This window comes from Pseudomonas sp. HP_14 (genome assembly GCF_055283875.1).
Genome location: NZ_JBTOQI010000002.1, coordinates 116,219 through 137,321, shown reverse-complemented (window position 1 = coordinate 137,321; position 21,103 = coordinate 116,219). Strand labels below are relative to the sequence as shown.

At 57.9% G+C, this 21,103-nt stretch carries 23 protein-coding genes and 1 tRNA gene; 18 read left to right on the top strand and 6 right to left on the bottom strand.

The features are described from left to right. Nucleotides 1–47 precede the first annotated feature (47 nt). The 12 genes from ACYASS_RS02770 to ACYASS_RS02715 all read left to right on the top strand — a co-directional run bounded on the left by ACYASS_RS02770 (nt 48) and on the right by ACYASS_RS02715 (nt 10,236). Nucleotides 48–1,034, top strand: a complete 987-nt coding sequence (locus ACYASS_RS02770) for an NAD(P)/FAD-dependent oxidoreductase (RefSeq protein ID WP_463584997.1) — start codon at nt 48–50, stop codon at nt 1,032–1,034. Further along, complete coding sequence (locus ACYASS_RS02765; RefSeq protein WP_243245627.1) at nt 1,031–1,246, top strand: TIGR02450 family Trp-rich protein; 216 nt, start codon at nt 1,031–1,033, stop codon at nt 1,244–1,246. The genes ACYASS_RS02770 and ACYASS_RS02765 overlap by 4 nt, the downstream gene beginning before the upstream one ends. A gap of 286 nt (nt 1,247–1,532) precedes the next feature. Continuing rightward, a complete protein-coding gene (locus ACYASS_RS02760) occupies nt 1,533–2,495 on the top strand; it encodes a YbgA family protein (protein ID WP_122664713.1) in 963 nt (320 codons plus the stop codon). A gap of 3 nt (nt 2,496–2,498) precedes the next feature. After that, nucleotides 2,499–3,437: a MerR family transcriptional regulator gene (locus tag ACYASS_RS02755; RefSeq protein WP_463584996.1), complete on the top strand. Its 939-nt coding sequence runs from the start codon at nt 2,499–2,501 to the stop codon at nt 3,435–3,437. Between the two features lie 9 nt (nt 3,438–3,446). Then, entirely contained in the window at nt 3,447–4,895 is a 1,449-nt protein-coding gene (phrB, locus tag ACYASS_RS02750) for a deoxyribodipyrimidine photo-lyase (protein ID WP_463584995.1), read from the top strand. Further along, nucleotides 4,888–5,310 carry a nuclear transport factor 2 family protein gene (locus tag ACYASS_RS02745; protein ID WP_463584994.1) on the top strand — a complete coding sequence of 141 codons (423 nt, stop codon included), beginning with the start codon at nt 4,888–4,890 and terminating at the stop codon, nt 5,308–5,310. Before phrB ends, ACYASS_RS02745 begins: the two co-directional genes overlap by 8 nt. Further along, nucleotides 5,307–6,095: an SDR family NAD(P)-dependent oxidoreductase gene (locus ACYASS_RS02740; protein ID WP_463584993.1), complete on the top strand. Its 789-nt coding sequence runs from the start codon at nt 5,307–5,309 to the stop codon at nt 6,093–6,095. The genes ACYASS_RS02745 and ACYASS_RS02740 overlap by 4 nt, the downstream gene beginning before the upstream one ends. After that, nucleotides 6,092–7,339, top strand: coding sequence for an NAD(P)/FAD-dependent oxidoreductase (locus ACYASS_RS02735; protein WP_463584992.1), 1,248 nt, complete (start codon nt 6,092–6,094; stop codon nt 7,337–7,339). The genes ACYASS_RS02740 and ACYASS_RS02735 overlap by 4 nt, the downstream gene beginning before the upstream one ends. Further along, on the top strand, nt 7,336–8,136 hold the full coding sequence (locus ACYASS_RS02730) for a DUF1365 domain-containing protein (protein WP_463584991.1): 801 nt from the start codon (nt 7,336–7,338) through the stop codon (nt 8,134–8,136). The genes ACYASS_RS02735 and ACYASS_RS02730 overlap by 4 nt, the downstream gene beginning before the upstream one ends. Continuing rightward, nucleotides 8,123–9,391, top strand: a complete 1,269-nt coding sequence (locus tag ACYASS_RS02725; protein WP_463584990.1) for a class I SAM-dependent methyltransferase — start codon at nt 8,123–8,125, stop codon at nt 9,389–9,391. Before ACYASS_RS02730 ends, ACYASS_RS02725 begins: the two co-directional genes overlap by 14 nt. After that, nucleotides 9,384–9,905 carry a DUF2878 domain-containing protein gene (locus ACYASS_RS02720; RefSeq protein WP_463584989.1) on the top strand — a complete coding sequence of 174 codons (522 nt, stop codon included), beginning with the start codon at nt 9,384–9,386 and terminating at the stop codon, nt 9,903–9,905. The genes ACYASS_RS02725 and ACYASS_RS02720 overlap by 8 nt, the downstream gene beginning before the upstream one ends. 16 nt (nt 9,906–9,921) lie before the next feature. Then, nucleotides 9,922–10,236 (top strand): YkgJ family cysteine cluster protein, encoded by a 315-nt coding sequence (locus ACYASS_RS02715; RefSeq protein ID WP_463584988.1) that lies wholly within the window; start codon nt 9,922–9,924, stop codon nt 10,234–10,236. Nucleotides 10,237–10,372: 136 nt separating this feature from the next. Here the strand turns inward: ACYASS_RS02715 and ACYASS_RS02710 are convergent, their stop codons facing one another. The 6 genes from ACYASS_RS02710 to hemA form a co-directional block, all read right to left on the bottom strand. Next, entirely contained in the window at nt 10,373–10,891 is a 519-nt protein-coding gene (locus ACYASS_RS02710) for an acyloxyacyl hydrolase (RefSeq protein WP_243245638.1), read from the bottom strand. Nucleotides 10,892–11,008: 117 nt separating this feature from the next. Continuing rightward, nucleotides 11,009–11,809, bottom strand: coding sequence for a glutamate racemase (murI, locus tag ACYASS_RS02705; protein WP_463584987.1), 801 nt, complete (start codon nt 11,807–11,809; stop codon nt 11,009–11,011). Beyond that, on the bottom strand, nt 11,802–12,560 hold the full coding sequence (locus tag ACYASS_RS02700) for a molybdopterin-synthase adenylyltransferase MoeB (RefSeq protein WP_463584986.1): 759 nt from the start codon (nt 12,558–12,560) through the stop codon (nt 11,802–11,804). The genes murI and ACYASS_RS02700 overlap by 8 nt, the downstream gene beginning before the upstream one ends. Continuing rightward, complete coding sequence (prmC, locus tag ACYASS_RS02695) at nt 12,554–13,387, bottom strand: peptide chain release factor N(5)-glutamine methyltransferase (RefSeq protein WP_243245641.1); 834 nt, start codon at nt 13,385–13,387, stop codon at nt 12,554–12,556. Before prmC ends, ACYASS_RS02700 begins: the two co-directional genes overlap by 7 nt. Then, a complete protein-coding gene (prfA, locus tag ACYASS_RS02690) occupies nt 13,388–14,470 on the bottom strand; it encodes a peptide chain release factor 1 (RefSeq protein ID WP_122664699.1) in 1,083 nt (360 codons plus the stop codon). Then, complete coding sequence (gene hemA, locus ACYASS_RS02685) at nt 14,467–15,744, bottom strand: glutamyl-tRNA reductase (RefSeq protein WP_122664698.1); 1,278 nt, start codon at nt 15,742–15,744, stop codon at nt 14,467–14,469. Before hemA ends, prfA begins: the two co-directional genes overlap by 4 nt. A gap of 226 nt (nt 15,745–15,970) precedes the next feature. On the opposite strand from hemA, the gene ACYASS_RS02680 reads away from it, so the two are divergent. From ACYASS_RS02680 to ACYASS_RS02655, 6 genes are all read left to right on the top strand, one after another. Then, nucleotides 15,971–17,698, top strand: a complete 1,728-nt coding sequence (locus tag ACYASS_RS02680; RefSeq protein ID WP_463584985.1) for a tetratricopeptide repeat protein — start codon at nt 15,971–15,973, stop codon at nt 17,696–17,698. Nucleotides 17,699–17,702: 4 nt separating this feature from the next. Then, the gene (gene lolB / locus ACYASS_RS02675) at nt 17,703–18,320 is read left to right on the top strand and encodes a lipoprotein insertase outer membrane protein LolB (RefSeq protein ID WP_243245643.1); all 618 of its coding nucleotides are present in this window, start codon (nt 17,703–17,705) and stop codon (nt 18,318–18,320) included. A 2-nt stretch (nt 18,321–18,322) separates the two neighbouring features. Next, nucleotides 18,323–19,174, top strand: coding sequence for a 4-(cytidine 5'-diphospho)-2-C-methyl-D-erythritol kinase (ispE, locus tag ACYASS_RS02670; RefSeq protein ID WP_463584984.1), 852 nt, complete (start codon nt 18,323–18,325; stop codon nt 19,172–19,174). A gap of 38 nt (nt 19,175–19,212) precedes the next feature. After that, nucleotides 19,213–19,287: transfer RNA gene (locus ACYASS_RS02665), tRNA-Gln, on the top strand. 46 nt (nt 19,288–19,333) lie between these two features. Then, nucleotides 19,334–20,275: a ribose-phosphate pyrophosphokinase gene (locus ACYASS_RS02660; RefSeq protein ID WP_002552145.1), complete on the top strand. Its 942-nt coding sequence runs from the start codon at nt 19,334–19,336 to the stop codon at nt 20,273–20,275. Between the two features lie 138 nt (nt 20,276–20,413). Further along, nucleotides 20,414–21,019, top strand: a complete 606-nt coding sequence (locus ACYASS_RS02655; protein ID WP_463584983.1) for a 50S ribosomal protein L25/general stress protein Ctc — start codon at nt 20,414–20,416, stop codon at nt 21,017–21,019. Nucleotides 21,020–21,103 lie beyond the last annotated feature (84 nt).

The following is a 21,103-nucleotide window of genomic DNA, read 5'->3' as shown; positions in this document are numbered from 1 at the left end:
GGTTTTAACTACGGCGTAGTCTGTGCAGACAAGGTAACGAGGCCCCTATGACTGTACCTATCGCAATCATCGGTACCGGTATCGCCGGACTCTCAGCTGCCCAAGCGCTCCATGCCGCCGGGCATCCCGTACATCTTTTCGACAAAAGCCGCGGCAGTGGCGGAAGGATGTCCAGCAAACGCAGTGATGCTGGTTCGCTTGATATGGGCGCACAGTATTTCACTGCCCGCGACCGCCGTTTCATGGCCGCCGTCCAGCAGTGGCAGACTCAGGGCTGTGCCGCCCCGTGGACACCGTCGCTTTATAACTCGCACGCGGGCCAACTCAGCCCGTCCCCCGACGAGCAAGTGCGCTGGGTGGGCAAACCGGGCATGAGCGCAATCACCCGCGCCATGCTTGGCGACCTTGAGGTGTCGTTCTCTTGCAGGATTACCGAGGTATTCCGGGGTGAACAGCACTGGAATCTGCAGGATGCCGACGGCCAGAGTCATGGTCCGTTCAGCCACGTCATCATTGCTACGCCAGCTCCGCAGGCAACCGCGCTACTGGCCAGTGCGCCTAAACTTGCTGGCGTAGCGGCCAGTGTGAAGATGGAGCCCACCTGGGCCGTCGCGCTGGGATTCGGCAGCGCCCTGCAGACACCTCTGGAAGGCTGCTTCGTGCAAGACAGCCCCATCGACTGGCTTGCCCGTAATCGCAGCAAACCCGGACGCGACAACACCTTGGACACTTGGGTGCTGCATGCCACCAGCACCTGGAGCCGCCAGCACCTGGACATGCCCAAAGAGGCAGTCATTGAGCATCTGCACGGTGCGTTCGCCGAGTTGATCGGCTGCGCAGTGCCAGCTCCGACGTTCAGCCTCGCGCATCGCTGGCTGTACGCTCGCCCCGGTAGCGCGCATGAATGGGGCGCGTTGTCCGATCCGGATCTGGGCATTTATGTATGCGGTGACTGGTGCCTGTCGGGCCGTGTAGAAGGTGCATGGCTCAGCGGTCAGGAAGCCGCGCGCCGTTTACTGGAACACCTGAATTGAACCGCCTCAATCCGCGCAAACTGCTGCTGTCGAAATGGACGGCAGCACAGCCGCTCAACCGGGAAAAGCATTTCCTGGTCACCGAGTTGTTCCGCGACGACGAAGGCACGGTGCTGGAAATCGAACTGCAAGCGGTGCTGACCCAGCGCAGTGAACGCCTGCCCTGGCAAACCTTGCAGGACTCGGATGCCTGGAGAATGGGCTGGAAGTAACGCGCAGGCAGCTGCGTCATGGAAGCAGCCGTCCGCCTCAGCCGGGAAGACCGCATCACTGACAGCAGCAATACGCCGACTGTAACTCCCCCTCACTTACAGGACATGGAACAGGGAGCTCTTCTCGCGAGCAAGCTCTGCTCCCACATGACCCGCGCCATCCAGCCCCCAGCCCCCAGCCCGATACAAAACCTATACAAACCATTTGACTTGTACACTGCTGAACCTATGATGAACCAACGTTGTACAGAAAATTAACTCTGTACAAGTCAGTTCAGAGGTTCGCATGCTCTCACCGGCAGTCCATAAACCGAAACTTGGCATCAGTGCCTGCCTCATGGGCGATGAGGTGCGGTTCAATGGGGGTCATAAAGAATCCCATTTATGCACCCGCGAGCTGACCGAGTACTTCGAATTTGTCACCGCCTGCCCTGAAGTGGCGATCGGCATGGGCATCCCTCGTGAACCGATTCGTCTGGTCGGCGATGCGCAAAGCCCTCAAGCCGTCGGCACAGTCAACAAAGACCTCAATGTCACTCAGCCTCTGGCCGACTACGGCGTCAAGATGGCGCAAGAGCTGGGCGATATCTGCGGCTACATCTTTATGCAGAAGTCGCCGTCCTGTGGCCTGGAGCGCGTCAAGGTCTACACGGAAAATGGCGCCCCCGTTGAGGGGGGAGGACGCGGGATTTATGCCCAGGCGTTTTGCGAACGCCACCCAAACCTTCCGGTAGAAGAAGACGGCCGCCTGAATGACGCGGTGCTGCGCGAAAACTTCATTACCCGGGTGTTTGCCTACGCCGCCTGGCAGGAACTGCTCAAGGCTGGCATTACCCGTCGCAGCCTGACCGAATTTCACTCGCGCTATAAATATCAGCTCATGGCCAACGACCCCGTGCAATACAAAGCGCTGGGCAGCCTGCTGGGCAACATGGGCCGCAGTGACCCGAACGACATCGCGCCGCGCTATTTCAGTGACCTGATGAGCGCCCTGAAAAAGCCCGCCACTCGCCGTACTCACACCAATGTCCTGCAGCACATCAGCGGCTACCTGAAGCAAACCCTCAGTAGCGCTGACAAGCAGGAAATTCAGCAACTCATCGCGCAGTACCACCAAGGCATCGTGCCGTTGATCGTGCCGCTGACGCTGCTCAAACACCACTTCCGCCAGCACCCGGATCCGTATGTAGCCCTGCAGGTTTACATGCAGCCTCATCCGGAAAATCTCAGCCTGCGAAATGCGATCTAACCCATGACCGACACTCTGATCAAGATCCCCGCACCCGAGCAAAACAGCGAAGAAACCGCTGCGCAAGGCAACTGGCTGCCCATCCGCGAGGTGGCTCGCCAGACCGGCGTCAACGCCGTCACACTGCGGGCCTGGGAGCGACGCTATGGGCTCATCGTGCCGCACCGCACAGCCAAAGGTCATCGGTTGTACTCCCACGAGCACGTCCTGCGAGTGATGAATATTCTGACCTGGCTTAATCGTGGTGTATCGGTCAGCCAGGTCAAAAACCTTATCGACAGCCGTCAGCCCGACACCGGCATTGCCGGTAACGACTGGGACGACCTGCGCCAGAACCTGATCAAATCCATTGCTGAACTGGCCGAGCGCCGCGTCGACGACCTCTTCAACCAAGCCATGTCGCTCTACCCGCCACGCACGGTCTGCGAGCAACTCCTGCTGCCACTGCTGGCTGAGCTGGAGTTCCGCTGGCAGGGGAAATTTGGCGGGCAGATGGAGCGCGTGTTCTTTTACTCATGGCTGCGCAGCAAACTGGGTGCCCGTATCTACCACAACAACCGTCAACTCAGCGGTACGCCGGTCCTGTTGGTGAACCACTCCGACCTGCCGCTGGAACCGCAGTTGTGGCTGAGCGCCTGGCTGGTCAGCAATGCTGATTGCCCGGTGGAAGTTTTCGACTGGCCGCTACCCAACGGCGAACTGGCACTGGCGGTCGAACACCTCAAGCCGCGGGCAGTGCTGCTCTACTCCAGCAAAGCGTTGCATCACGGGCAACTCCCGAAACTGCTGAGCAACGTCCAGTGCCCGACCGTGCTGGCTGGTGCCTGTGTGCGTATTCATTGCGACGACCTCGCCATGACCATCAACAAGATACAAGGGCTGCATCTGGCTGAAGACCCGCTCGGCGCCCTCGCCGCCTTGCAGCTACTGGACCTTCTCTAAGGAATAAACATGCAACTGCTATGGCTGCGCAGCGACTTGCGCGTTCACGACAATACCGCCCTCAGTGCTGCCATGGAGCAGGGTCCTGTTGTGGCTTTGTATCTCATCAGTCCTGGTCAATGGCTCAGCCATGACGATGCGCCGTGCAAAGTGGATTTCTGGTTGCGCAACCTGGTGGAACTGCAAAAAGCGCTGGGCGCACTGAACGTGCCGTTGCTGATTCGCGTGGCCGACAGTTGGGATCAAGCACCGCAAGTACTGCTGGAGCTGTGTCGCGAACACGATATCCAGACCGTACATGCCAACGAAGAATATGGCATCAACGAGACCCGCCGGGATGAAGCCGTTGCCGACGCCCTTCAAGACGCCGACATTCAGTGGCGCAGCTACCTGGATCAGTTGTTCTTCAAACCCGGCAGCGTGCTGACCAAAACGGGCACCTATTTCCAGGTCTTCAGCCAGTTCCGCAAAGTCTGCTACGCCCGCATGCATCAGGCCATGCCGCCGCTTGTTCGCCTCCCAGAACCGCAGACTCCGCTGGACATAAAGAGTGATCACATCCCCCAACAGGTAAAGGGTTTCCCAACGCCCACTCAGGCACTTCAAGCCTTGTGGCCTGCGGGTGAAGACGAAGCCAGTCGGCGTCTGGCCGAGTTCAGCGATGAGCAGATCGACTATTACCGCTCCGAACGTGACTTCCCGGCCAAACCCGGCACCAGTCAGCTTTCGGCCTACCTGGCCGCAGGCGTGATCTCGCCGCGCCAATGCCTGCACGCGGCCCTGAGCAGCAATCAGGGTGAATTCGAAACTGGCAGCGTCGGCGCCGTCACCTGGATCAACGAGCTGCTGTGGCGCGAATTCTATAAACACATTCTGGTTGGCTTCCCACGCGTCTCACGCCACCGTGCTTTCCGCCCGGAAACCGAAGCGCTGAAATGGCGGGACGCGCCAGAAGAGTTGGCCGCGTGGCAAGAAGCACGCACCGGTCTGCCGATCATCGACGCTGCCATGCGCCAATTGCTCGACACCGGCTGGATGCACAACCGCCTGCGCATGGTCGTAGCGATGTTCCTGACCAAAAACCTGCTGATTGACTGGCGCGAAGGCGAACGCTTCTTCATGAAGCACCTGATCGACGGTGACCTGGCCGCCAACAACGGTGGCTGGCAGTGGAGCTCTTCTACAGGCACGGACTCATCGCCCTACTTCCGGATTTTCAATCCATTGTCGCAATCGGAAAAATTCGACCCTGAAGGACGCTTCCTGAAGCAGTGGCTACCGGAACTGGCCGAGCTCAACAAGAAAGAAGTCCACAACCCCGCCGCTGCCGGTGGCTTGTTCGGCGTTGCCAACTATCCAAAACCTATTGTCGACCTGAGCAGCAGTCGCGCCCGTGCATTGGCCGCGTTCAAGGCCCTGCCTCATCGCCAGCCCGCAGCCGGAGTTGCTGATGACTGATTTCCTGCAGCGCTTTGCTCATGAGTTTGCCGCTCTGGACAAGAACAGTCTTGACCGGCTCGGCGAGTTGTACAGCGAGGACGTGCAGTTCACTGATCCGCTGCATCAGATTCATGGGCTGCCGCAAATGCGCCGCTACTTCGCCGATCTGTACGCCAACGTGACCGATTTGCGTTTCGACTTCCATGGTTTTGACCAGGTCAGTGAAGGCAACGGTTATTTACGCTGGACCATGAGCTACTCACATCCGCGCCTTGTCAGAGGTAAAACCATCCGGGTTGAGGGCTGCTCGCATCTGCTCTGGCGCGACAAGGTTTATCAACATCGCGATTATTTCGACGCAGGCGCTTTGCTGTACGAGCACTTGCCGATCATGGGCCAGCTCATCAGTTGGCTGAAAAGGAGACTGGGATGAGTAATCCGAACATGCGACGTATCTGGTTGACCGGAGCCAGCAGTGGTATTGGTCTCGCGCTCGCTGAAGAGCTGCTCATCGCCGGTCACCATGTGGCGCTCACGGCCCGGACGCTGCCCCCCCTTGAAGCACTGGAGCGGCGCTTTCCCGGCCAGGTATTGCTCGCGCCGGGGGATTTGAACGACGGCGAGCAAATTACCGCCATCGGCGATCGCATCGATCAGGAATGGGGCGCTCTGGACAGCGCAATCATCAACGCCGGCACCTGCGAATACATAGACACCAATCACTTCGATGCTGCGCTGCTTGAGCGAGTGGTTCGCACCAACCTGCTGGCCAGCTCTTATTGCGTGCAAGAGGCGTTGTTGCTGCTACGCAAAGGCAACAAGCCGCATCTGGTCGGCGTTTGCAGTTCGGTGACGTATCTGCCGCTGACCCGCAGCGAGGCCTACGGCGCGTCCAAGGCGGGTATGCGCTACCTCTTCGAATCCCTGCGGATTGATCTGGCCCACGAACACATTGACGTTACCGTCGTCAGCCCTGGCTTCGTTGATACCCCGCTGACCGCCAAGAACGACTTCGCCATGCCCATGCGCTGGCCGGTCAAGAAAGCCGCGAAATATATTGCCGAACGCTTGCAGCGGAATCGTCGGCCCATGGAAATAGCCTTCCCCGGATTGTTCATCATGACCCTGCGGTTACTGGCGCTGCTCCCCACCCGTGTACAACTCGCGTTAGGAAAACGCATGGCCCGCTCAGCGGCCCAGACCAAGGATGCCCAATGAAAATCGCCATCATCGGCAGTGGTATCGCCGGCCTGACCAGCGCCTATTTGCTGAACCGCTCTCACGACATCACGGTGTTCGAGGCAGCCGACTGGATTGGCGGGCATACCCATACCGTTGATGTACAGGTGAGCGGTCGCGATTACGCCATCGATACCGGTTTCATCGTGTTCAACGACTGGACCTATCCAAACTTCATTCGCCTGCTGGGTCAGCTCGGGGTCGCGTTCAAGCCTACCGAAATGAGCTTCTCCGTCAGCGACCCGAAGACCCGGACCGAATACAACGGTAATAACCTCAACAGCCTGTTCGCCCAGCGAAGCAATCTGCTGTCTCCGAGTTTCTGGGGCATGCTGCGCGACATTCTGCGTTTTAACCGTGAAGCACTGAGCGATCTGGAAAACCAGCGCATTGCTCAGGACACAACCTTGGGCGACTATTTGCACAGCCGGGGTTACGGCACACGTTTCATTGAGCACTACATCGTGCCCATGGGCGCGGCGATCTGGTCCATGTCCCTGGCAGACATGCTCGCATTCCCACTCCAGTTCTTTGTGCGCTTCTTCAAGAATCATGGTTTGTTGTCAGTCAGCAACCGGCCGCAGTGGTGCGTCATCGAAGGCGGTTCCAGCCGTTATATCGAACCCCTGACCAAGTCTTTTGCCGAGCGGATTCGCCTGTCGTGCCCGGTCAATCGCGTTGAGCGGGATGCAGAAGGCGTGACCGTTCATAGCGCCGCAGGCATCGAACGCTTCGACAAAGTCGTGTTCGCCTGTCACAGCGATCAGGCCCTGAAAATGCTCGCGCAACCGAGCGTAGCCGAACGGGAAATCCTCGGTGCCCTGCCCTACGCCGAAAACGACGTGGTGCTGCATACCGACACGAGTCTGTTGCCCAAGCGACCGCTGGCCTGGGCCAGCTGGAACTACCGGCTCGGCGGTGGCGAGCAACAACTGGCCGCCGTGACTTACGACATGAACATCCTGCAGGGCATCGACAGCGAAACGACGTTCTGCGTCAGCCTCAATCAGACCCAGGCCATCGACCCGAACAAAATTCTCGCTCGTTACCGCTACGCCCATCCGCAATACAGCCTGGCAGGCGTAGAGGCGCAGGCGCGCTGGTCCGAACTCGACGGTGTTAACCACACCTGGTTCTGCGGCGCGTACTGGGCAAATGGTTTCCATGAAGACGGCGTGATCAGCGGACTGCGCGTCGCCTCGGCACTGGGCGAATCATTGTGAACAGCGCCCTGTACAGCGGCTGGATCGCCCACCGGCGTTTTGCGCCGCGAGCCCACGACTTCCGGTATCGAATAGGCCTGCTGTATCTGGACCTGCACGAACAAAGCGCTGTGTTGAATGTGTCGCCGGTCGCTGGCAACAGTCGCTGGGCGCCGTTTTCGTTTCGCGAAACGGACTACCTGCGAGAACAAACCCGGCAAGGCATCCCACTGATAGACGCTGTGCGCGAGCGCGTCAGCCAGGCCATCGGTCATACGCCGCAGGGCAGGATATGCCTGCTGACCCAAGCGCGCAGTTGGGGCCTGGCGTTCAATCCGGTCAGCTTTTTTTATTGCTTCGAAGAAGACGGCACTCTGGCGGCAATTCTCTGTGAAGTAAGCAATACCCCATGGCGCGAGCGCTACCACTATGTATTGCCGGCCGATGGCGAGGGGCATCAGCATTTCGCGGTGGCCAAAGCCTTTCACGTTTCACCGTTTCTGCCTCGCGACCTTGAGTACCGCATGAGTTTCAGCCCACCGGGCGAGCGTCTCGGCGTACACATGGCGGACTGGCAAGGCGAGCTGAAAATTTTCGACGCCACGCTCAACCTTGAACGTCAGGACCTGAACCGGGGCAACCTGCATCGTTATCTGCTGGCCTTTCCATGGATGACCGCCAAGACCTGTCTGGCGATTTACTGGCAAGCCCTGCGTCTGCTTTTGAAACGTATTCCGATTTTTCCTCATCAGGCCGCTGACGGCGACTACCGCACTGCCGCCACGCAATTGAAGGGTCAACGCCATGAAAAGCAGTAGCAGCAGTTTTTCGGCCAATCTGGGCACCAACAGTTTGACGGCCAATATCCTGCGACGAGGTGTACTGCGTCAGCTTGCGCGGCTGCGTACCGGCCAACTGGTAGTCACTGAAGGTGGAGAACGCCATGTGTTCGGCGCTGCCGGATCACTGGTCCAGGGAGAAATCCAGGTTCTTGATTCCGCGGTCTGGGGCATGGTCGCCAGCAATGGCTCCATCGGCGCAGGCGAAGCGTACATCCACGGCTACTGGACTTCGCCCGACCTGACTGCGGTCATCAGGGTGTTCGTCAGTAATCTGGATGTACTGGATGCCATGGAGGGCGGCATGGCGCGCCTGAGTCGTCCGTTCATTCAAGGGCTGCACTGGCTGAATCGCAATACCCGTGAAGGCTCGCAAAAAAACATCGCCGCTCACTACGATCTGGGCAATGAGCTGTTCGAACAGTTCCTGGATCCAACCATGATGTATTCCGCCGCGCAGTTCCTGACACCGGAAGACACGCTGGAACAGGCGCAACTGAACAAACTGGAGCGTATCTGCCAGAAGCTGGGTCTCAAAGCCGATGATCACTTGCTGGAAATCGGCACCGGCTGGGGCAGCTTGGCGATTTACGCCGCGCAGCACTATGGCTGCAAAGTCACCACCACGACCCTCTCCAAAGAACAGTTTGCGTACACCGAGAAGCGCATCGAGACGCTGGGCCTGCAGGACAGGATCACCCTGCTGCTCAAGGATTATCGGGACCTCACCGGGCAGTTCGACAAGCTGGTGTCCATCGAAATGATCGAGGCAGTCGGTCACCGTTTTTTGCCCACCTACTTCAAGCAGTGTGCGCATTTGCTCAAGGACAATGGCCTGATGCTGCTGCAAGCCATCACCATCCGCGAGCAACGCTACGAACAAGCCAAACGCAGCGTCGACTTCATCCAGCGTTACATCTTCCCCGGCGGCGCATTGCCCTCCGTGCACAAGATGCTGGAAATCGTCGGCCGCGATACCGACATGAATCTACTGCACATGGAAGATTTCGGCCTGCATTACGCCCGCACCCTGCGCCTCTGGCACGACAACTTCAAGCACGCACACGGCAACCTCGCGGAATTGGGGTACGACGATTACTTCCTGCGACTCTGGGAGTTTTACCTGTGTTACTGCGAGGGTGGTTTCCTGGAACGCACCATTGGTACAGCGCAGTTGCTGCTGGCGAAACCTTGCGCAATGCCACAACCATTGCTGGGCCGTTTCGATGCTTAAACAGATAGCCAACGCCGCGCTGTTCCAGATGGGCTGGTTTGCCTGTGTGATGGGCGGCAACAGCTATTGGTTGCTGATACCGGTCGGCGTGCTGCTTATTCATTTGCTGTGGATAAGCTCGTGGGCTGCCGAAGGTAAATTACTGCTGTGGATAACTGCACTGGGTACGGTGCTGGACAGTGCGCTGATGCTGTTGGGCGTCTTCGACTTCGGCGGTAATGGACTCTTGATTCCACTGTGGCTGATTCTGCTCTGGGCAGTATTGGGCACCACGCTCAGGCATTGCCTGGCCTGGACGGCAAAACCCTGGTGGCGCGCCAGCCTGCTGGGGGCGATAGGTGGGCCGATGTCGTATTACGCCGGCTCGCAACTGGCTGACGTGCAATTGCCGCTGGGCTTGTGGCCCAGTATGGTTTTGCTCGCGGTGCTATGGGCTGCAGTGTTTCCACTTCTGCAATGGCGGGCTGGGCGCTTGCTCGCCGGTCAGTCAGATAACATGCCTGCCTCGCACTGACATACACTGCGCGCCTATGACCCCTATCCTGATCCCGACCCGCCCGATCCCTACCGAAACCGCTATCACGTGTTCGACCTGCGCAGCCTGCTGCTGCCAGCTTGAAGTCATGCTGATTACCGACACCGGCGTGCCTGAACGCTTTATTGACACCGATGATTGGGGCGGCGAAGTCATGTTACGCCTGGACGACGGCTGGTGCGCCGCACTGGATCGCAACACGATGAGGTGCACTATCTATGAGGTACGTCCGCTGATCTGCCGGGAGTTCGAAACCGGGTCAGAGGAGTGCATGAATGAAAGGCTGGGGATTGAAGGGGCTTATCTATAGCTGACATGTAGCCTGTAGGAGCTGCCGCAGGCTGCGATAAGGTCGGAGAGGTCTTCAGCCATACCGCGTTATCGGTCATCGCGAGCAAGCTCGGCTCCCACATCAAGTGTAAGAGCCGAGCTTGCTCGCGATGGCATTACAGCGGCATCGTGTAATGCAGCGCGTAGCTTTCGATACCGTCGTTTGGCTCTTTGATACCGGCGTTCGAGTAGTGAGTCGCGCGGATGCCCACTTCATGACCGCCATTGAAGCGCAGGCCGAAACCGATGCGGTCTTCAAACTGGAAGGCCGAACCCAGCTTGCGGTCTTCAACCTGAGTGTTGGAGAACACGGATACACCGACACCCGCTTCGATGTATGGCTTCACCGAATCACCGGCGAATTCGTAAACGAAAACCGGAGAGAACGAAAGACTGTTGTTGCTGGAACGCTTGTCGCCATCCCAATACGTGTATGCACCATCAAAGTAGCCAGTCAGGCGACCCACGTCGCTCTGCAGCCAGCTCTGATCCCAATCAAACTTCATGCCCAAGCGGTAAGTCTGGGTCGATTCACTGGTCTGGCCGACCGAGAATTCAACGCCAGCGGCTTGAGTCAGAGAGGTTTGCCCCATCAAGGCGGCCGCAAGCGCAGCCAGACACAACAGACGCTTCATCAGAAACTTCCTATTTTCGAATGCAATTATTAGATGTTGTTACAGATAACCGGCTTGCTATAGAAATCTGACCTGGAACGTTAGTTCCAACGCCGAGCGAAGCTTTTCACGATTTTTTTACAAACCGAAGAATCGCACACTGTCAGATTTTTTCCATAGTGTAGGTAGGATGTTTCGAAAATTATACGGATCTGCGCTGGTCCAGAACTGGGTTTCCTGAGCGTAGCCGTCGTGCAGCAGGCCCTGCTGAGCCAGCAGCCGCTGGAGCTGCCGCGCCACGGCGTGGCCGGTGTCAATCAAAACAACCGATTCGGGAATCATTTCTCGCAGCAGCGGCTTGAGGAACGGATAATGGGTGCAGCCAAGGATAATCGTGTCGCAGCCTTCCGCCAGTAAAGGCTGGACATAACCCTGCACCAGCGCACGCAGTGTCGGGCTGAACAAATCACCGGCTTCTATTAGCTCTACAAGCCCTGGACACGGTTGCGTCACCACCCGCATATCGCCCGCGAAACGGTCGAGCAAGGCGGCGAACTTGGCACTTTGCAAAGTCCCCGTGGTTGCCAGTACTCCGACAACGCCGCTGCGTGTCGCTGCGGCAGCTGGCTTGACTGCCGGTTCCATACCGACAATTGGCCAATCCGGGTAATGCTCACGCAGTTGAGCCGCGGCTGCCGCAGTTGCCGTATTGCAGGCCAGCACCAAAGCCTTGGCACCCTGCTCGCGAAAGAATTGGGCAATGATCATGCAGCGCTCGCGGATGTATTGCGCAGACTTCTCGCCATAAGGGATATGTCCACAGTCCGCGACGTAGAGCAGCGACTCATTGGGTAACAGGCTGCGAATCTCACTCAGCACCGACAAGCCACCCACGCCGGAATCAAATACGCCGACCGGCGCATCGCTGGGTTTAGTCATGTTGCCGGGTACCGCAAACGCTGCATCCAGGGTCACGCTTGACCTTCAGCTCGCGAAAACGCGTGGTCAACGCATCAATCAACAACAAACGCCCAACCAGCGGCTCGCCAAAACCGACCAGAACCTTGAGGGCTTCGAGGGCTTGCAGGCTACCGACAAGACCGACCAAAGGACCGATCACGCCCGCTTCGCTGCACGTCAGTTCGGCTTCGCTGCCGTGACCGTATAGACAGTGGTAGCAAGGGCTGTCAGGTCGACGCGGATCGAACACCGACAGCTGACCTTCGAGGCGAATCGCCGCACCGCTGACCAATGGCTTGCCCGCTGCGACACAGGCCGCATTGACTGCACCACGGGTGGTGAAATTGTCCGAACAATCGAGCACCAGATCGACATCCGCAACTGCCGCACTCAGGGAGTCAACGTCCAGCGCGGAGCGATGAGGGACCAATGTGACGTCGGGATTGATCGCCGTCAGACGAATAATTGCCGAGTCCACCTTGCTCTGCCCGACAGTCTGGCTGTCGTGAATGATCTGGCGTTGCAGGTTGGTCAGGTCGACCGTGTCGAAATCCGCCAGGTGCAGTTCACCGACACCAGCCGCCGCCAGGTACAGCGCAACCGGTGAGCCAAGACCGCCGAGCCCGACTATAAGCACCCGGCTTTGCTTGAGCTTGAGCTGGCCGTCGATATCGACGTGCTGCAACAGAATCTGTCGGCTGTAGCGCAACAGTTCCTGATCAGTCAGCACGGCAGACGCCCGAAGGTAATGCGCTCGTGGTCACCCAGATCGCGACGGGTCTGGATCTTCTCGAAACCATGGCTGCTCAACAAGTCGCGTACCGCCGCGCCCTGGTCGTAACCGTGTTCAAGCAACAACCAGCCTTCACCGTTCAGATAGGTCGGGGCCTGCGCGATGATCATGCGTATATCGTCCAGCCCGTCCGACCCTGCAACCAGCGCGCTGCTCGGCTCAAAACGCACATCGCCAGCCACCAGGTGCGGGTCCTCGGCGGCAATGTACGGCGGGTTGCTGATGATCAGATCAAAACGCTGCCCCTCAAGGGAGCTGAACCAATGGCTGCTCAGCACCTTGGCGTTATCCAGATGCAGACGCTGGCGGTTACGCTCGGCGAGGGCAACTGCTTCAAGCACCCGATCTACCGCCGTCACCTGCCAGACCGGACGCTCGCTGGCCAAAGCCAGAGCAATTGCGCCGGTACCGGTGCCCAGATCGAGCACACGTGTCGGTGCAAACGCGGGCACCAGTTCCAGCGCGGCCTCAACCAGCATTTCGGTTTCAGGACGCGGTATCAGGGTATGAGGGGCAACATCCAGATCCAGCTTCCAGAAGCCCTGCTGGCCCAGAATGTAAGCGACGGGTTCCCCCGTGCGACGGCGTTGCAGGTGGGAGGCAAACGTCAGAGCGGCTTCGCTGCTGACAATTCGCTCCGGCCAGGTGTGCAGGAAGCTGCGCGGTTTACCCAGCGCAGCGGCCAGAAGCAGTTCAGCATCAAGACGGGCAGTTGGTGAATCAGGAAGCTCGGCGCTTCTTAACAGGCTGGCGATGATGGTCATTTACTCACCCAGTGCCGCTAGTTGATCTGCCTGATATTCGGCAAGCAGCGGCTCTATCACTGCATCGACACCACCGGCTAAAACTTCATCCAGCGAATACAAGGTCAGATTCACGCGGTGATCCGTTACTCGCCCCTGAGGGAAGTTATAGGTTCGAATGCGCTCGGATCGATCACCCGAGCCCACCAGCAGTTTACGCTCACTGGCAATGGCATTGGCAGCGGCGCTGGTTTGCTGGTCATTAAGCTTCGCGGACAGCCAGGACATTGCACGGGCGCGGTTCTTGTGTTGCGAACGCTCTTCCTGGCACTCAACGACGATACCCGACGGAAGGTGGGTAATCCGAATCGCCGAATCGGTCTTGTTGACGTGCTGACCACCCGCGCCCGATGAACGATAGGTGTCAACGCGCAGGTCCGCAGGATTAATTTCGATTGCCTGTTGCTCGTCCGGCTCAGGCAACACCGCGACGGTGCACGCCGAGGTGTGAATACGGCCCTGAGATTCGGTTTCCGGAACCCGCTGCACGCGGTGTGCGCCCGATTCAAACTTCAGCTTGCCGTAGACGTTCTCGCCCTCGACCCGGGCAATTACCTCTTTATAGCCGCCATGCTCGCCTTCGTTTTCGGACAGAATCTCTATCCGCCAGCCGCGACGCTCGGCATAACGCGAATACATGCGGAACAGATCGCCAGAGAAGATCGCCGCCTCATCGCCACCGGTTCCGGCGCGAATTTCAAGGAACACGTTACGCCCGTCGTTGGGATCCTTGGGCAGCAGCATGCGTTGCAACTGGCTCTCCAGATCAGCGAGCAACTGCTTGGTCTCGCGAACTTCCTCGACAGCCATTTCACGCATGTCCGGATCGCTGTCCTTGAGCAGCGCCTGGGCACCGTCCAGATCAGCCAACGCCTTTAGCAGCTGTTTATAGGCGGCAACAATCGGCTCTACCTCGGCGTACTCACGGGAGTACGCACGGAATTTGGTCTGATCCGAAATAATCTCGGCATCGCCGAGCAACGCGGTCAGTTCCTCGAAGCGATCGCTGAGGACATCGAGTTTGTTGAGCAGTGAGGCTTTCATTGCGGGGGTTTATCCGTCGAGCCCTCACCGAGGGCAAAAAGTTCCTGGGCCATGGCCAGCGCGTCGAGGCGGCCTTCGGCAGAGAGTTTTTTCAATTGCACGCTGGGTGCATGCAGCAACTTGTTGGTCAACCCGCGAGCCAACTGCACCAGCACGTCTTCGGCATTGCTGCCGTTGGCCAGCATACGCTGAGCCTTGAGTAATTCCTCGTCACGCAGCCTTTCGCTTTGCTGGCGGTAAGCCCGCAACACATCCACCGCGGCCAGTTCACGCAGGCGGAACATGAAGTCATTAGTGCCTGCTGCCACCAGCTCTTCGGCAGCCTGCGCAGCGCCCTGGCGACTCTTGAGGTTCTCGGCGACGACTTCATGCAGATCGTCGACTGTGTACAGATAAACGTCGTCCAGCTCACCGACCTCGGGCTCGATGTCCCGTGGTACGGCGATATCAACCATGAAAATCGGCTTATGCTTGCGCAGCTTCAGCGCACTTTCAACAGCACCCTTGCCGAGAATCGGCAATTGGCTGGCCGTGGAACTGATCACGATATCGCTGTTGACCAGTTCGGCCGGTATGTCCGAGAGCAATACCGCGTGAGCGCCAAACTCGGCAGCCAGAATACTTGCGCGCTCAAGGGTCCGGTTGGCAACCACGATGCGCTTGACGCCCAGATCGTGCAGATGGCGGGCGACCAGCGTGATAGTTTCGCCTGCACCGATCAGCAAGGCCTGACTGCGTTGCAGATCACTGAAGATCTGTTTCGCCAGGCTGACCGCGGCAAACGCCACGGAAACCGGGTTTTCACCGATAGCCGTGTCAGTACGCACCTGCTTGGCCGCACTGAACGTGGCCTGAAACAGTCGCCCCAGCAGCGGGCCAATAGTCCCGGCTTCCCGGGCCACGGCATAGGCGGATTTCATCTGACCAAGAATCTGCGGTTCACCGAGCACCAGCGAGTCGAGCCCGGAGGCCACCCGCATCATGTGACGAACTGCCGCATCGTCGGCGTGCACGTAAGCACTCGCGCGCAGCTCTTCGAGGCTCAAATGATGATAATCAGCGAGCCAGGCAAGAATCGTTTCAGAACCAATCTGATCCTGCTCGATGTACAACTCGCTACGGTTACACGTAGAAAGGATCGCAGCTTCGCGGCTGTTGGTGAGGCGGCAAAGCTGCTGCAAGGCCTCAACCAGCTGCTCTGGCGTAAATGCCACGCGCTCGCGGACGTCTACCGAGGCAGTCTTATGGTTGATACCAAGTGCAAGGAAGGCCATTCAAGGTCGCTGATGGTGACGTGAAGCCGACAATTGTCCTACTTCAATAGACTCAGAACAACCACCGTTGACTATTGTCCTAATAGACTCGCGCTGCAGATGCCCCCATTTGGGGCCTGCAGCACAAATAAATACGCGTTCCGGCAGTTTTCCAACCGGCTGTGGGTTTGCTCCCAGCCTTGTGTCATGATGCTCAAAACCGCAGGTAAGTCGTCCCTTCTTATATATGAATAGATCCTCCGCGCTGTTTCTCGCCCTTGTCTTTCTCAGCGGTTGCCAGTCCATGGCGCCGGTCCAGCCGCAGGCTACGCCTGTGCCGAAAGACACCGCCCCCGCACCTGAAGCCAAGCCTCAGGTTTACGGCTCGTTCACCCAGGAAACCCTCGTCAGCCTGTTAAGTGCCGAACTGGCTGGCCAGCGCAATCGCTTTGATATTGCCCTGGACAACTACGTGACCCAGGCAATCAATACTCAGGATCCAGGTGTTTCCGAACGGGCCTTCCGGATTGCCGAGTACCTGGGCGCTGATCAGGCGGCACTGGATACTTCGCTGATCTGGGCCAGAAACGACCGGGATAATCTTGAAGCACAGCGCGCGGCAGCGATTCAGCTGGCCCGGGCCGGGCGTTATGACGACTCCATGATTTACATGGAAAAGGTCCTGCAGGGTCAGGGCGACACGCATTTCGACTTCCTTGCGCTGTCTGCCTCTGAAACGAACCCGGAAACCCGCAGCGCATTGCTCACCAGCTTTGACCGCCTGCTGGTCAAGTATCCGAACAATGGTCAGCTGATTTTTGGCAAGGCGCTGTTGCTGCAACAGAACGGCGAGGCCGAGGCCTCGTTGAAGTTGCTGGAAGACAACCCGCCCAAAGACGGCGAAATCGCTCCCATATTGCTCCGTGCCCGACTGCTGCAAGGCATGAACCGGGGCAAGGAAGCGCTGCCGATCCTTGAAAAAAGCATCAAGAAGTACCCGGATGACAAGCGCCTGCGCCTGACCTACGCCCGTATGCTGGTCGAGCAAAATCGAATGGAAGACGCCAAAGTGCAGTTTTCCAGCCTTGTGCAGCAATATCCCGATGACGACGAGCTGCGCTTTTCCCTGGCACTGGTCTGCCTCGAAGCCAAAGCATGGGACGAAGCAGAAGGCTACCTGGAAGAGCTGATTGCTCGGGGTGCCCATGAGGATTCCGCGCACCTGAACCTGGGTCGCATCCATGAAGAGCGCAATGATCAAGCGAGTGCACTGGCCGAGTACGCTCAGGTCGGTCCGGGTCCGGACTTCCTCTCCGCGCAACTGCGTCAGGCCGATATCCTGATGAGCAACGGCAGTGCCGCCGAAGCCTCCAAACGCCTGGCCGAAGCTCGCGAAGCGCAACCTGACTACGCGATCCAGCTGTACCTGATCGAAGCTGAAACCCTCTCCAGCAACAATCAGGTCGATCGCGCCTGGCAGTTGCTGACTCAAGCACTCAAGCAATACCCGGACGACCTGAACCTGCTGTACACCCGTTCGATGATGGCGGAGAAACGCGGCGACCTGGCACAGATGGAAAAAGACCTGCGCGCGATTCTGAAACGCGAACCGGAAAACGCCATGGCGCTCAACGCGCTGGGCTATACCCTTTCCGACCGCACCACACGCTACGCCGAAGCCAAGGAACTGATCGAAAAAGCCCACAGCCTCAATCCGGAAGATCCTGCAGTACTCGACAGCCTTGGCTGGGTAAACTACCGCCTGGGCAATCTGGACGAGGCCGAACGCTTGCTGCGCCTGGCACTTGAACGCTTCCCCGACCACGAAGTAGCCGCTCACCTGGGCGAAGTGCTCTGGGCGAAAGGCGAACAGCGCGAAGCCCGAAAAATCTGGGGAAAAGCCCTCAAAGAACAACCTGACAGCCCTATTCTGCGCAGCACCCTGTTGCGCCTGACCGGATCCGAGACTCTTTAATTTTATGTTTTTGCGCCACCTAGTCGTATTCAGCCTCATAGCCCTGCTCGCCGGTTGCGCCGGACTCACTTCCCGGGAAGCCGTTGAAGGCAAGGGCGATCCCGCGCAGTGGCGCCAGCACAAAGAACAACTGACCACCCTCGATGGCTGGCAGATCAACGGAAAAGTCGGCATTCGCGCGCCCAAAGATTCAGGCAGCGGCACGTTGTTCTGGCTGCAACGCCAGGATTACTACGACATTCGCCTGTCTGGCCCCCTGGGACGCGGCGCGGCACGCTTGACGGGACGACCTGGCAGCGTAGCGCTGGAAGTCGCCAATCAGGGACGCTATGAAGCGCCGACTCCGGAAACCCTGCTCGAAGAGCAACTGGGCTGGAAATTGCCGGTGTCGCATCTGGTCTGGTGGGTTCGCGGCCTCCCCGCTCCCGACAGCAAAAGCCGCCTGACCCTTGATGGCGACAGCCGACTGGCCAGCCTCGAACAAGATGGCTGGCAAGTCGAATACCTCAGTTATGTCGAGCAAAACGGTTATTGGCTGCCGGAGCGCGTCAAACTGCACGGACAAGACCTTGACGTCACGCTGGTGATCAAGGACTGGCAGCCACGCAAACTGGGTCAATAAACATGAGCGAAGCACGTCTGACTCTGCCCGCTCCGGCCAAATTGAACCTGATGCTGCACATTCTCGGCCGTCGCCCTGATGGCTATCACGAACTGCAGACCCTGTTTCAGTTTGTCGATTACGGCGACGAACTCAGTTTCGCGGTTCGCCAGGACGGCGAAATCTGCCTGCAGACCGATGTTCCCGGCGTCCCCCATGACAGCAATCTGATCGTCAAGGCCGCTCGCGCACTGCAAAAACAATCCGGCTGCACCCTCGGCATGGATATCTGGCTGGAAAAACGCCTGCCCATGGGCGGCGGAATCGGCGGCGGCAGCTCCGATGCGGCAACCACTTTGCTGGGCCTGAACCATTTATGGAATCTGGGCTGGGATGAAGATCGCCTTGCGGCGCTGGGCCTCACCCTTGGTGCCGACGTCCCGGTTTTCGTCCGTGGACACGCCGCATTTGCTGAGGGTGTGGGGGAAAAACTCACCCCTGTAGACCCGGAAGAACCGTGGTATCTGGTACTCGTGCCGCAAGTATCTGTAAGTACAGCAGAAATTTTTTCAGATCCACTGTTGACACGTAACACTCCTCCCATTAAAGTGCGCCCCGTTCCCAAGGGAAACAGTCGAAATGACTGCTTACCGGTTGTAGCAAGGCGTTATCCAGAGGTACTTAACGCATTGAATTTGTTAGGTAAATTTACCGAAGCAAAATTAACCGGAACTGGAAGTTGTGTGTTTGGGGCCTTCCCAAACAAAGCTGAAGCTGATAAAGTCTCGGCCCTTCTTACAGAGACCCTTACAGGGTTTGTAGCAAAAGGAAGCAACGTTTCGATGTTGCATCGCAAGCTGCAAAGTCTGCTCTAAAAAGGAACCGAGTACTCGGTACTCGTTGCAACAGATACAGGGGCGTCGCCAAGCGGTAAGGCAGCAGGTTTTGATCCTGCCATGCGTTGGTTCGAATCCAGCCGCCCCTGCCATTTTCCTATACTCATCCAGGTTACCCTCAGCCTTCAGGTACTGCGCGTGTCCAAGATGATGGTCTTTACGGGGAACGCTAACCCCGATCTGGCTCGACGTGTCGTACGTCAGCTGCATATCCCACTAGGTGATGTTTCTGTCGGAAAATTTTCCGACGGCGAGATTTCTACTGAGATCAATGAAAACGTCCGCGGTAAAGACGTCTTTATCATTCAGCCGACTTGCGCACCGACCAACGATAACCTGATGGAACTCGTCGTGATGGCTGATGCCTTCCGTCGTTCCTCAGCGTCCCGAATCACTGCTGTGATTCCTTACTTTGGTTATGCCCGTCAGGATCGCCGTCCGCGTTCCGCACGTGTGGCTATCAGCGCAAAAGTTGTTGCTGACATGCTTACCGTAGTCGGGATCGATCGTGTTCTCACGGTTGATCTGCATGCTGACCAAATCCAGGGTTTCTTCGATATCCCGGTAGATAACATCTACGGCTCCCCCGTTCTGGTGGATGACATCGAAGATCAACGCTTTGAAAACCTGATGATCGTTTCCCCGGACATTGGTGGCGTCGTGCGTGCACGTGCTGTTGCCAAGTCTCTGGGTGTTGATCTCGGGATCATCGACAAGCGCCGTGAGAAAGCCAATCACTCTGAAGTGATGCATATCATCGGTGATGTCGAAGGGCGTACCTGTATTCTGGTCGATGACATGGTCGATACCGCCGGCACTCTGTGCCATGCGGCCAAGGCCTTGAAAGAGCATGGCGCTGCCAAGGTCTTTGCCTACTGCACACACCCTGTGCTGTCGGGTCGGGCGATCGAAAACATTGAAAATTCCGTGCTGGACGAACTGGTGGTGACTAACACCATCCCGTTGTCCGCTGCTGCACAAGCCTGTAGCCGTATCCGTCAACTGGATATCGCTCCGGTAGTTGCCGAGGCGGTCCGCCGCATCAGCAACGAAGAATCGATCAGCGCGATGTTCCGCTAAGGGTTTTCCCTGAGCTGACACCCTGTTGACGAAAAGCGCCCCGCCCTGACATTCGGTCAGGGCGGGGCTTTTTTGCCCATATCGTCCTGACGTCGGTCGCAAACGTCAGGTCGAATGTGGCTAATTTGGAGATACAAAATGAACGATTTTACTTTGAATGCTGAACTGCGTTCCGACCTGGGGAAAGGTGCGAGCCGCCGCCTGCGTCGTCTCGCAAGCCTGGTTCCAGCTGTAGTTTACGGTGGCGACAAAGCCCCTGAATCCATCAGCCTGCTGGCCAAAGAAATTGCAAAACTGCTGGAAAACGAAGCTTCGTACAGCCACATCATTGCGCTGACCGTTGATGGCAAAAAGCAAAACGTGATCATCAAAGCTCTGCAACGTCACCCGGCCAAAGGCCACGTGATGCACGCTGACTTCGTACGCGTTGTTGCTGGTCAAAAACTGACCGCAATCGTACCTGTACACTTCATCGGCGAAGAAGCTCCAGTGAAGAAAGGCGGCGAAGTTTCGCACGTTACTTCCGAGCTGGAAGTAAGCTGCCTGCCGAAAGATCTGCCTGAGTTCATCGAAGTAGACGTGTCTGCTCTGGAAATCGGTTCGATCGTTCACCTGTCCGACGTTAAAGCGCCTAAAGGCGTTGAGTTCGTTGCTCTGGCGCACGGTACTGACCTGGCTATCGCCAACGTCCACGCACCACGCGTTGCACCGACCGAAGACGAAGCAGAAGGTACTGCTGAGTAATTCATTACTCGGTAATACCGGAGTTGCTCGGGAGACCGCTGTAAAAGTCAGGCAAAACGGGCAGAATCGCGGAGTTTACATCAT